The following is an 11239-nucleotide window of genomic DNA, read 5'->3' as shown; positions in this document are numbered from 1 at the left end:
TATGAAACCGATATTGGTAATTATCTTGTTGTTGTTATTTAGTAGTAAACCGGTTTCTGCCCTGGAGATCGATCAGATTTCTTATGGTAAATTTGGAGATATTACCGTTTATCAGCCCCAGCATGCGCCTGTTGCCGTTATTTTATTTGTTTCCGGGGATGGGGGCTGGAAAGATGTAGTGGTCAATATGGCCAAAAATATGGCCGACGATGGCGCATTGGTTCTTGGAATAGATGCGCGTCATTATGAGTATTATCTGTCTAAAATGGCTACGGCCTGTTTATACCCTGCGGCAGATTTTGAAGAATTGAGCCTATCCATTCAAAAGAAATATAAACTGCCGAATTACCTGAAGCCTGTATTAATGGGTTATTCTTATGGAGCGACCTTGATTTACGGCATTTTGGTGCAGGCACCAGCAAATACGTTTAAAGGAGGAATTGCGATTGGTTTCTCCCCTGATATCAATATCAAAAAACCTTTATGTCAGGGAAATGGGTTAAATCAAAAACCTATAAAAAAAGGAGTGTCGTACTTGTTAGGACGTACAAACAACCTGACTGCCCCGCTGCTCGTCATCAACGGGAAGAAAGATCTGGCATGCCCTTTTCCAGCAACGGAAACATTTTTGAAAGGAATGCCGATGACTGAGCTGATTGCTTTACCCAATGCCGGACATGGTTTTTTAAATATAGAAGATTGGAAAACGGCCCTGAATGATGGCTTTAAGATGATCCTAAATGCACCCGGTTTTACAGAACGAAAAGCTGCAGAACATAAAACCGCAAGTAATCAACCGGCCGTACAGCCTTATAGAGGGGATCTACCATTAACGCTAATCCGAAGTAATCAGCAGAATAAATTACCGATGGTGTTTATGATTTCAGGTGATGGTGGCTGGACTAGTTTTGATCAGTCTCTGGCAGAAGAATTGGCTTCAAAAGGCCTTTCTGTACTTGGAATGGATGCACAAAAGTACTTCTGGAATGCGAAAACCCCGGATCAAGCCACCAGAGAAGTGAGCCTGGCACTGGAGCATTACCTCTCAGAATTGGGTAAAGAAAGCTTCATTTTAGCTGGTTATTCCTTTGGGGCCTCGATTGTTCCCTTTATCGCAAATAGATTGCCTGCTCATTTGAAAACTGAACTGAAAGGGGTGATTTCACTTTCTCCGGATGTGACGGCCGATTTTGAAATCCACCTGGTCGACCTGTTGAATTTTAGCAGCAGTAAAGATGGTTATAAGGTGATCCCTGAAATGAAAAGTTTAATGCCAATGGTTCCAGTGTCCATTTTTGGAACAGGAGAAGGTGCTAAAATCCGAGGTGTTTTTCTGAATAATGGATTAAAAGTGGTGACCATTCCAGGAGATCATCATTTTAATAAAGATTATGGGAAAATAGCAGAAACATTTTTAAAGCAGGTGATAGATTGATGATTCCGGTTGTCGGTCAGTTATTTATATATTATTATGGGTTATTTTATGAATTACAAGCTGTTCAAGTAGATAAACACACAAAGTGTAATTTCTTTTACTTAGGCGCTTGTTTTTTTAAAGTAACTACTTAGTTTTGAGTAGCGAATAGCTGATAAGGATATTCCATGTGAGACTTCCTTATTATTTAGGCCTGGATTATTCCATTGGAGGCATGCCCATGCTTTCCCATTCTTCTTTCGAAGGGCCATATATTCCGGGTACGTTAAGTCCCAGCATTCTCATGATGACGGTCATCTGACTTCTGTGGTGGCTTTCATGCGCGATTAAAACAGAAAGAACTTTTCCTTTTTTCCATTGTTCACCATACATATTCACCAGGTCGTCCAGATTTGAATCCGTCCATTTTAACCTCACTGTACGCATCAATAAGGTGTTATAGTCGACATAAGTTTCGATCAGTTCTGCAATTGTTGCTGGAATTGGAAGCTCATGTAAAAGGTCGTTTTCAAATAAACCTGCATTTTTGCCCATCTCTGTCAGTGTCTGGGTGATGTGCCATGCCAGGCGTTCCAGAGAACGTACATTTTCATGAATTTTTACTGATTTGCTTTCCTCGGTAAGGTTGGAAAATAGTTTGACGGTATTTGACTCTTCTTCTTTACGTTCAGTCAGGAAATCTTCAATACTACGATACATAATGCTCAGTTTTTTGTGTTACGAAGGTGCAAAGATTTCCTCAATTGCTCAAATAAGAATTGCATTCTTATCAGAATTTTGAAATTCATTTCAGAGAATTGGATTGTTATAGGAGCAGCAGCAGAGCTTTTTAAGAGGGGATTTTGAACTTATTTGTTTAATAGTAAGCGTTCTACCAGATCTATATAAGGCTGTATTGCGGTTAATGGGAAATCTCCCCGATTTCCATAAGTGATCAGTCGCAGGTATTCTCCCAGGATCAGGCTTTGTCCATATTTGGTTTTTGACCAATAGGCTGCGGTGATTGGATGTTCCGCTTGGTATGATGGGAGTGCAATTGAGATACAATGAATGCTCGCATTTGGAAAAAAGCTTTTTAAGGTCAGGGCCGCTCTTTTGCTGGCATAAGCATGGCAAATAAAGCTGATCGTCTTTATCTTTTCAGCAGCAAGCATTTTTTGTGCTTCGATAATGTTTTCGAGCATATTTCTGGAACGTGTTTCCAAAATTATTGGCTGCTGTTTATGTCTTTCTGGAAGTAATGCAAAGATGGCTTCAGACTCCGGTCTGTTTTGGGGAAATGAATTTCCGAAACTGGCAACGCCGCCGGTAATTAATACCCGATCCACTTGGTTGTTGTCCATTAGCTCAGCAATTATTCCTGCAATTTCTTTGTGTTTTATATTGGAACCGAAAACAAATAATAAGTCTGATACCAGCTGTTCTTCTTTCTGAAAACATAGATCTGTCAGCACCTCTACCAACTGCGGATCCATGGTTGGGCAACTTGGATATAATAATTCTAGGGGTAATTGAATCTTTTCCATGGGCATTTGCTGTAGGTATGGTAAATCGGATAGTGCTGAAATGCCTATGAATTCTAAGTAGTCAAGGTAATTTTCCCTAAAACAATTCAATTGATATTTGGTTTTCTATCTGATTCAATATCGGCAGATTAGCTGAACTGCTCTTTGTTTTTTTTGTTCATTATTATTCATTTCTTAACACAGATCAAGAGTAGTTGAGTATTTTTAGGAATACCTTTATCTATCTTAACAAGGCATATAAAAGGAAGAAAAAATGATGAGATGGATGATTGCGATTTGGATTTCAAGGCATTTCAAAAAGATGTAATGATTAAAACGCTACAGATATAAAGCAGATATGGTAAAACAGTTACTTTTTTCTACATTGATATTTGCGGGTTTTTGTGCCCATGCACAGGATTCTTTAAAGGTGAGTATCTATCCAAAATACGACCATGTAGGGAAGTTCCACCGTTTTCTTTTTGGCGAGAACTATCGGAAGGAATATGCAGACAGTACCAAGGTACCTGTGATTCGCCTGTCTCAGATTAAAGGAGGACTAACACCCATTAAAAGAGGAGGAGGGAATCAAACCCATTCCCTAAGAATGGAAGATAAACAAGGGAAGGAATGGGTATTGCGATCTGTAGAGAAATATCCTGAAGTATTACTCCCTTTAGAATTACAAGCTACTTTTGCGAAAGATATCGTGAAAGACAATATGTCGGCACAGCATCCTTTTTCTGCCTTGGTGGTCCCTGTTTTTGCAGATGCAATAGGGATTCCACATAGCAATCCTATGATCGGCTGGGTAGTTACTGATACCGCACTTGGAGAGTTTGCCCCGGTTTTCGAAAATAGTCTTTGTTTGCTGGAAGAAAGAGAACCTGAAGGGGATACGGATAATACCGACAAGATGCTGAGAAAGTTAAATGAAAACCATAACAATTCAGTAGATGCAACATTAATGCTGAAAGCTAAAGCGCTGGATTATTTATTGGGAGATTGGGACAGGCATGAGGATCAATGGCGCTGGGTTCCAGAGAAAACTGCGCAGGGCACTCGTTATGTGGTGGTTCCGAGGGATCGCGATATGGTATATTACCTTTCACAAGGCCTGATTCCAAGATTCGCCCAGGTTTCCTGGCTGCTTCCTATGATTCAGGGCTATGAGCGAAATGTTCAAAATATCAATTGGTTTTTTTGGGAAGGCAGAAGTATGTACGGACGCATCCTGGGAACGATAGGAGCAGAAGAATGGGATCGGATCATTCAGGAGTTTTCTGCAGCAATGACGGATAAGCTTTTTGAACACGCACTGAAGAAATTACCAGAACCCAGCTATTCCCTTCGTCATGATCAATTACTTGCTCAGCTAAAGGAAAGAAGAAAAAGCTTAGCGGAAACAATGAAGACCTATTATCATTTTATGAATCGGATTGTTGACGTTCAGGGCAGCAATAAGAATGAACTGGTTCAGATCAGCGATCATGGTGCCGCAGGTTTAACCCTGAATTTAAAAAAACTGGACAAGAATGGTAAAGCTGGGGAAACCTTGTTTACAAGAAATTACGATCCTTCGGTGACTAAAGAAATCCGTTTATATGTAAGGGATGGAAATGATAGTATACTGCTCAACAATAAAAACTCTAATATTCGGATCCGAATGGTTAATGGGGAAGGCAAGAAGCATTATGATGTAGTGGCAGCCAGGCGCAAGGTGCCTTTTTATGGAATGGAAGAAGGGATTACTTATTCAGGCGCTTCCTCCAGGCTAATCAAACACCTCGCTAATGATACCAACAATACACATTACGTACCTACAGATCTGTATTCGAGGAATATGACCTTGCTCAATGCCGGCTTTAATGCAGATGATGGCCTTTCTATGGGCTTATCCTATAAAATAATGAGTCCCGGTTTTCGGAAACTGCCCTTCGGAAATATACATTCCTTTTCTTTTTTACACTCTTTTAAAACCAAAGCTTTCAGCTTTAACTATTCCAGTGAATGGTTTCATGCTCTTGGAAAGGCTGATATTGTGCTGCAAGCGAGTGCTTTTGCGCCTGAAAATTCTCAGAATTTCTTCGGTCTGGGTAATGAAACACCTTATTCCAAAACCGGAGACTATGTCGTATACTATAGGGCCAGGTTTAGTTTGTATGATTTTGATCCTGCTTTAAGGTGGCGCGACCATAAAAATACCTGGACTGTCGGGCCTACCTTTCAGTATTATCGTTTCAACAGGGAGGACAACAATGATCGCTTTATCAGCAATTCAGATCAACTGCATTCGCCAGATAGCGCCACGATTAGTGAGGATAAATGGTACACTGGTTTGAAGGTTGCTTTTATCCGCAATACTAGGAATAATGAAGTATTACCTTCTTCGGGGAACCTGATCGATGCAAAGCTGCGGTTTTACACCGGCTTAAATGCGGCGGCAGCATCTTCTGTGCAGTTGTTGGCCAGCTATACATTTTACCAAAGAATAGGGAATTCCAAGCGCTTTGTGCTGGCAAACCGAACGGGAGGAGGGTTGACTTTTGGCAATCAGGCGTTTTATCAGTCGAATTATATCGGTGGACAAGGAAATTTATTAGGATTTCGCTCTTTCCGTTTTGGTGGGCAGCATAGCTTATACAATAACCTGGAATTACGGACGAAACTCGCCAATGTTGGGGGATATATTTTACCCGGACAATTTGGAATAACAGCCTTCTTTGATACTGGGAGGGTGTGGACGAAGCAAGATGACTCCGATGTATGGCATTATAGCTATGGCGGTGGATTGTATTATGCACCCGCCATTTTAACCGTCGTACAGGCACAGATTGCCCATTCCAAAGAGGGATATTACCCTTATATTACCATGAAATTCAGGTATTAGTAAAATTATATTTGATGAAATAACTGTATTGCAATTATTTATACTTACATTTGTCCTATTAATTATAATAAAAAATACAATGCAAGAAGGAGTAGTAAAATTTTTTAATGAAACTAAAGGTTTCGGATTCATCGTTCCAAACTCGGGCGAAAGTGAAATCTTTGTTCATTCAACTGGCTTATTAGCCGACATCCGTGAGAACGATAAAGTTTCTTATGATGTTGAAGAAGGTCGTAAAGGTCTTAATGCAGTAAATGTTAAGGTGATTTAAATTTCCTCAATATAAATTGTGAAAACTGCCCCTCAAGGGCAGTTTTTTTTTGCCCTGTTTTTTTTACAGGGCTAACTAAGTAAAAAAGAGCAGGATTAAATAGCTTATCTAGCAGTAAGGAACAGCTGTTCTGCCATCTTCTGATCATGACCATAAATGTCATCTCTGAAATTCAATCGGCCATCCTGATCTACCCAGGAAGTGAAATAGGTAATAAACACAGGGACAGGTTTCTTTAAGGCTACCCAGATTTCTTTTGTGCTTTTCATCGCTTTCGCTATCCTTTCCGGTGTCCAATCCGGCTGATCAGCCAATAGATAGTCTGCAAGCTTCACCGGTTGTGCCAGTCGGATGCAGCCATGACTAAAAGCTCTTTTTTCTTCCGCAAACAGGGATTTTGCCGGAGTATCATGGAAATAAATGTCGTAACTGTTAGGGAAAAGGAATTTTACACGCCCCAGTGAATTGTTGTCGCCAGGCTTTTGGCGAACCGTAGGCAGGCCATTACTGGTTCCAGTTTGTTCCATATTTTTACTCGCCAGATAATTGCGGTTGCGTTTCATTGCCGGAAGAATTTCTGCACGAACAATGCTCGCAGGAATATTCCAATATGGACTGAACACAATATTTCTCAGTTTATTGCTGAAGATTACCGTTTTATTAGCTGCTTTACCAACTACAATGCCCATGTTCAATACCTGTTTATGGTCTTCAAAAACATGAAGCTGGTACTCAGGAATGTTAACCAGAATCATTTTTCCTGAAGGCATGACCGGCATCCAGCGCATACGTTCCAGATTAATGAGTATTTGTTCAATACGTTTTTCAATGGGAACATTCAATTCTTTTAGTAAAGCAGGGTCGATTGTTCCCGTACTGCGAAGTCCATATAATGGCTGTAGTTTTTTTACTGCGGTTTTTAGCGCCTGGTCAAATACAGGTAAGCTGTCTTTCGCCAGTGTATCGCCCATTGCAATCAAACGTTGCTTGACCAAGCTTACCGTCAGACCGCTATCACCCAGCTGGTATTTTTTTCTGCTGCCTATTGGAATAGTTTTCCAATTGCCTTCTTTTTGAAGACTGTAATACCGTTGAAGTTCTTTTTTTAATGCTTTATACTGCTGATTTACAGGTTCCCAGTCGTCAGTTTTAAGGTTTTTATTGGTCATCAAAGAATCCAGCAAAGCCACAGTGCTCAGCTTTTTCCTCGGAATATGCCATTGTATCACCTCTGGGTTGACTTTCCCCTCATAAGCTGTAGCCACATAATTGAAGAAATGGCTGGTCAGCTGTAAGTCCAGATGAGCCAGACTGCTATCCGCCTTTTTGAAAGTAGTATCCTCTTTCATCAACAGTTCCATCTTCTTGTCCAGATTGACATCCAGCAGGGAACTGTCGCGGAAATTATCTACATAGTCTTTATTCAATTGATAAAATACACGGGCCTGTTCCGTTAATCCTTTTTCACCCAGCCAGGCAAACTGGAAGTTCCTGCTGTTGTAAAAGTTTCTTAGATACTGTGCCGCGCTATCGGTTAACTTTTGCTCGGTAATATAATGCTCCATCTGCAGACTGTCGACTGCTAGTCTGGTCACGGAGTTAGTAGGGGTAATACTAATGTCTCTTTCTATTTTAACTATTTTTTTTCTGTTACAAGCTATAAATACAACAGGAAGAAGGAATAATATCAAGAGCCATTTTCTCATACTACAGTAGTTTTTCTAATTGTTTTTCTGTTTGTTTATCCAGTGTCAGCAAAAACTCTTCAATCCTGATTTTCAATAATCTGGTCATGGTCGCATTTGGCATCCTTTTCAGGATCATTTTTGCTTTATCACTGCTGTTTAATAAAGTGCCTTCCTCCTCATTGAAAGAAAAAGTTCCTTGTTTAAAAACGCGTTCCTGGGCTAAATGTTCATCCTTCATGGAAATAAATTGTAAAGGATAGATTCTGTGGGTCTTTTTTTCGTAAAGAATCCAGAAAAATACCTTGGAAGGGTCACTTTCTGAATCAAAATTGCGTCGTTTAATCTCGACTAGGGAATTGAAAGGGGTATTGAAGAAATATAGTATTTCAAATGCTTCGGACATATTTCAGGGAAATAGCTTTAATGTGAATAGATTCTACGCGAATATAGCTTTAAATATTGTTAACCCTAAAGTCATAAGGACAGGTTCTCTCTTAAAATCAGTTATCTCCTCTTTTTATTTGTAATAATTTTCATTCCTTTACAATTTCAAACAAAACAGTAATAAAATCTAAGATGAGCGAAGAATTTTATCTTCATATTTTTAATAAACAAAACCGCGTAGAAGTGGTGCCTTCGAATGAAGTCATTGCCGCATGGGCTACCAATCTGATGAATATGGTGTACCCGGAGCGTTCTACTGCGCCAAAATATACCCTGCAAGAGATTCAGCATCAATTTGCCTCCCTGGAGTTAGCGCTAACTGTATTGTTAAACTCCACGAAAGCTTGTAAAGACTGTAATAATGAACTGATTTCTAAAAGTTTCTTCAAGGAACTCCCAGAATTATACAGAAAAATGAATACCGATATCTCGGCGATTTTAAGCGGAGATCCTGCAGCAAAAAGTGAATTTGAAATCATTCGAAGTTATCCGGGCTTTCTGGCGATTTCCATGTACCGCATAGCACATGCTTTACAGCTATCTGATGTGCCTTTAATTCCAAGAATACTGACCGAATATGCGCATTCTCAAACAGGAATTGACATTCATCCTGGGGCTAAAATAGGGGAATACTTATATATTGACCACGGAACCGGAATTGTAATCGGAGAAACTACGGTGATTGGCAACCATGTGAAGTTATACCAGGGCGTTACCCTGGGCGCATTGAGCGTTGAAAAATATATGGCAAACACCAAACGTCACCCTACCATTGAAGATGATGTGATCATTTATTCTGGGGCAACGATTTTAGGTGGAGAAACCATTATCGGCGATAATTCCATCATCGGTGGAAATGTATGGTTAACTAAAAGCGTGCCTTCGCACTCCACAGTTTACCATCAATCCTCCATAAAAGTAATAGAGACTAGACAAAAAGACTAAACATTATGGGAAACATTATAGAATTTGTAGGAAATACCCCGCTAGTAGAGATTCAGAAACTGCATTCCAACCCGAATGTGAAGATTTTTGCCAAATTAGAAGGAAATAATCCAGGAGGAAGTGTAAAGGATAGGGCCGCTTTGAACATGATTCGTTCTGCAATGGAACGTGGAGACATCAAAAAAGGAACTAAATTGATTGAAGCCACGAGCGGAAATACTGGAATCGCATTGGCTATGATTGCCAGTATCTTTGACGTAGAAATTGAATTAGTGATGCCATCAAACTCCACCAGGGAACGTACGCTCACTATGGAAGCCTATGGTGCAAAAGTAACTTTGTTAGAATCTATAGAGGTTTGCAGGGATTATGCCGAAGAAAAGGGGGCACAAGAAGGCTACTATTTGTTGAATCAATTTGCTAATCCAGACAATTATCTGGCGCATTATAAAACTACAGGTCCGGAAATCTGGAGGGATACCAACCAGCAGATCACTCATTTTGTAAGTTCAATGGGAACTACAGGCAGTATTATGGGAAATTCAATGTTCTTAAAAGAGCAAAACCCGGAGATACAAATTGTTGGTTGTCAGCCAACAGAAGAATCTTCTATCCCTGGAATTCGCAGGTGGCCGGCAGCTTATTTACCAGCTATATTTGATGCTTCCCGGGTAGATCGTGTAATGGATGTATCTCAGGCAGAAGCCACAGAAATGACCAGAAAAATGGCGAAAGTAGAAGGGATATTTGCTGGAATGAGCAGCGGTGGTGCTTTGGCCTGTTCCCTAAGGTTAGCAGAAGAGCTGAGCTCAGGATTGATCGTTTTTATTGCCTGCGATAGAGGTGACCGTTACTTAAGCAGCGACCTGTTTGGGTAAAATTTTAAAGGAAAAGGGTGATTCTCTATATATTCTCCTAATTTAGGCGATATGAAGCGAATTACCCTTTTCCTTTTTTTTATGCTGGCTATACAGCTCCTGCAGGCTCAAACTGCACTAAAAATCATTTCTTATAACGTGTACAACTATTTTGAAAGTGAGGCAGCCCGTAAAGCACGTTTTGTGACCTGGGCAAAAGCTCAGCAGGCAGATGTGATTGCCTACCAGGAGTTGCTGAACATAACTGCAGGAGAATTAAAAAGCTTGGGGGAAGCCATAGGACATCCTTATACGGCATTGGCCAAGGAAAAGGGATATTCTGTAGGGATTTCTTCCAAATACCCGATTACTGAAGTGAAAAGAGTGATTGAAGGGATGCATCACGGCTTTATGACGGCAAAAATTGAAGACCTAAATTTTGTGGTTGTTCATTTATCGCCTTTTAAACATGAGAAAAGAAGGGAAGAAGTGGCGCTAATTTCAGATAGTCTGCAACGTTGGGCTATCAGTAAAAAGATCCTGATTATGGGGGATATGAATAGCCTTTCGGCATCGGATAGCATGTCCTATAACCGCCATGACCGTTTAACACCAATGCTGAAAAGTGACAGCAGCAGTAATCTGAGCAATGCCATTAATGGTAAGCTCGACTATGAGGTCCCTGCCTACCTTATTCAGAAAGGATTTATAGATACCTGGTCTATGAAAACTAAAGGCTTCAATTTTAGTTACCCTACCTTGGTTTTTGGGCCGGTTCCAGATGCTTCAAAAGAAAGAATCGATTATATTTTTATCTCTTCCGATTTACAGAAAAATGCAACGAAACCCATTATTGTAAAAGATGCGATGACAGATCAGTTATCAGATCATTATCCAATCAGTATTTTACTTGTCCCACCACACTCTTGAGCTCAGCACATCACCCCCGGATAAACGGGAAACAGCGGCTTTGTAATGGTCAGTATTGTTTAAGATTTCAGTAGACAGGTAAATCATTCTTCTGGGAATGCTGCCATTGGTCACATTACCCGGGTAATTGATCGGGCTAAGAAGCGGATAACCGGACCTTTTCCAGTTGAACCAGGATTCTATGAAGTTAAACATTGTACCTGTACTGATCCAATATTGAGTATTGATCATTTCCAGTGCTTTCTCTTTTGTTGATTCATCCAATGGTTGTGCC

11 protein-coding genes are annotated in these 11239 nt (G+C 40.3%); 6 read left to right on the top strand and 5 right to left on the bottom strand.

Annotated elements, in window-relative coordinates:
* The first annotated feature begins 1 nt into the window (after position 1).
* Positions 2–1435 (top strand): AcvB/VirJ family lysyl-phosphatidylglycerol hydrolase, encoded by a 1434-nt coding sequence (locus AQ505_RS18875; RefSeq protein ID WP_062549605.1) that lies wholly within the window; start codon positions 2–4, stop codon positions 1433–1435.
* Between the two features lie 198 nt (positions 1436–1633).
* Here the strand turns inward: AQ505_RS18875 and AQ505_RS18870 are convergent, their stop codons facing one another.
* Both AQ505_RS18870 and AQ505_RS18865 read right to left on the bottom strand, forming a co-directional pair.
* Positions 1634–2134 carry a DinB family protein gene (locus AQ505_RS18870; protein ID WP_062549604.1) on the bottom strand — a complete coding sequence of 167 codons (501 nt, stop codon included), beginning with the start codon at positions 2132–2134 and terminating at the stop codon, positions 1634–1636.
* A 149-nt stretch (positions 2135–2283) separates the two neighbouring features.
* Positions 2284–2961: a YdcF family protein gene (locus AQ505_RS18865; protein ID WP_197286229.1), complete on the bottom strand. Its 678-nt coding sequence runs from the start codon at positions 2959–2961 to the stop codon at positions 2284–2286.
* Between the two features lie 337 nt (positions 2962–3298).
* On the opposite strand from AQ505_RS18865, the gene AQ505_RS18860 reads away from it, so the two are divergent.
* Both AQ505_RS18860 and AQ505_RS18855 read left to right on the top strand, forming a co-directional pair.
* A complete protein-coding gene (locus tag AQ505_RS18860; protein ID WP_062549602.1) occupies positions 3299–5830 on the top strand; it encodes a BamA/TamA family outer membrane protein in 2532 nt (843 codons plus the stop codon).
* Positions 5831–5909: 79 nt separating this feature from the next.
* Positions 5910–6101, top strand: coding sequence for a cold-shock protein (locus tag AQ505_RS18855; protein ID WP_062549601.1), 192 nt, complete (start codon positions 5910–5912; stop codon positions 6099–6101).
* A gap of 104 nt (positions 6102–6205) precedes the next feature.
* Here the strand turns inward: AQ505_RS18855 and AQ505_RS18850 are convergent, their stop codons facing one another.
* Together AQ505_RS18850 and AQ505_RS18845 are read right to left on the bottom strand one after the other, a co-directional pair.
* Positions 6206–7807: a L,D-transpeptidase family protein gene (locus tag AQ505_RS18850; protein WP_062549600.1), complete on the bottom strand. Its 1602-nt coding sequence runs from the start codon at positions 7805–7807 to the stop codon at positions 6206–6208.
* A 1-nt stretch (position 7808) separates the two neighbouring features.
* Positions 7809–8192 carry a hypothetical protein gene (locus AQ505_RS18845; protein WP_062549599.1) on the bottom strand — a complete coding sequence of 128 codons (384 nt, stop codon included), beginning with the start codon at positions 8190–8192 and terminating at the stop codon, positions 7809–7811.
* A 173-nt stretch (positions 8193–8365) separates the two neighbouring features.
* Here AQ505_RS18845 and epsC point away from each other — a divergent pair, with 173 nt between their 5' ends.
* The 3 genes from epsC to AQ505_RS18830 are packed head-to-tail and all read left to right on the top strand — an operon-like array spanning position 8366 to position 10965.
* Positions 8366–9178: a serine O-acetyltransferase EpsC gene (gene epsC, locus AQ505_RS18840; protein ID WP_062549598.1), complete on the top strand. Its 813-nt coding sequence runs from the start codon at positions 8366–8368 to the stop codon at positions 9176–9178.
* 5 nt (positions 9179–9183) lie between these two features.
* Positions 9184–10056: a cysteine synthase CysM gene (gene cysM, locus AQ505_RS18835; protein ID WP_062549597.1), complete on the top strand. Its 873-nt coding sequence runs from the start codon at positions 9184–9186 to the stop codon at positions 10054–10056.
* Between the two features lie 51 nt (positions 10057–10107).
* On the top strand, positions 10108–10965 hold the full coding sequence (locus AQ505_RS18830) for an endonuclease/exonuclease/phosphatase family protein (protein ID WP_082461628.1): 858 nt from the start codon (positions 10108–10110) through the stop codon (positions 10963–10965).
* Here the strand turns inward: AQ505_RS18830 and AQ505_RS27105 are convergent.
* Positions 10942–11229, bottom strand: a complete 288-nt coding sequence (locus tag AQ505_RS27105) for a SusD/RagB family nutrient-binding outer membrane lipoprotein (RefSeq protein WP_197286228.1) — start codon at positions 11227–11229, stop codon at positions 10942–10944. The genes AQ505_RS18830 and AQ505_RS27105 overlap by 24 nt on opposite strands.
* Between the last annotated feature and the right edge of the window lie 10 nt (positions 11230–11239).

Origin of the sequence: Pedobacter sp. PACM 27299 (assembly GCF_001412655.1) — a bacterium.
Classification (GTDB): domain Bacteria; phylum Bacteroidota; class Bacteroidia; order Sphingobacteriales; family Sphingobacteriaceae; genus Pedobacter.
The sequence above is the reverse complement of the archived record's forward strand: the minus strand, read 5'-3'. Positions and strand labels throughout refer to the sequence as shown.

Excerpts from the sequence above, each read along its gene's own strand:
- AQ505_RS18875 (WP_062549605.1), top strand. The coding sequence starts at position 2 with ATGAAACCGATATTGGTAATTATCTTGTTGTTGTTATTTAGTAGTAAA.
- AQ505_RS18870 (WP_062549604.1), bottom strand. The coding sequence starts at position 2,134 with ATGTATCGTAGTATTGAAGATTTCCTGACTGAACGTAAAGAAGAAGAG.
- AQ505_RS18865 (WP_197286229.1), bottom strand. The coding sequence starts at position 2,961 with ATGGAAAAGATTCAATTACCCCTAGAATTATTATATCCAAGTTGCCCA.
- AQ505_RS18860 (WP_062549602.1), top strand. The coding sequence starts at position 3,299 with ATGGTAAAACAGTTACTTTTTTCTACATTGATATTTGCGGGTTTTTGT.
- AQ505_RS18855 (WP_062549601.1), top strand. The coding sequence starts at position 5,910 with ATGCAAGAAGGAGTAGTAAAATTTTTTAATGAAACTAAAGGTTTCGGA.
- AQ505_RS18850 (WP_062549600.1), bottom strand. The coding sequence starts at position 7,807 with ATGAGAAAATGGCTCTTGATATTATTCCTTCTTCCTGTTGTATTTATA.
- AQ505_RS18845 (WP_062549599.1), bottom strand. The coding sequence starts at position 8,192 with ATGTCCGAAGCATTTGAAATACTATATTTCTTCAATACCCCTTTCAAT.
- epsC (WP_062549598.1), top strand. The coding sequence starts at position 8,366 with ATGAGCGAAGAATTTTATCTTCATATTTTTAATAAACAAAACCGCGTA.
- cysM (WP_062549597.1), top strand. The coding sequence starts at position 9,184 with ATGGGAAACATTATAGAATTTGTAGGAAATACCCCGCTAGTAGAGATT.
- AQ505_RS18830 (WP_082461628.1), top strand. The coding sequence starts at position 10,108 with ATGAAGCGAATTACCCTTTTCCTTTTTTTTATGCTGGCTATACAGCTC.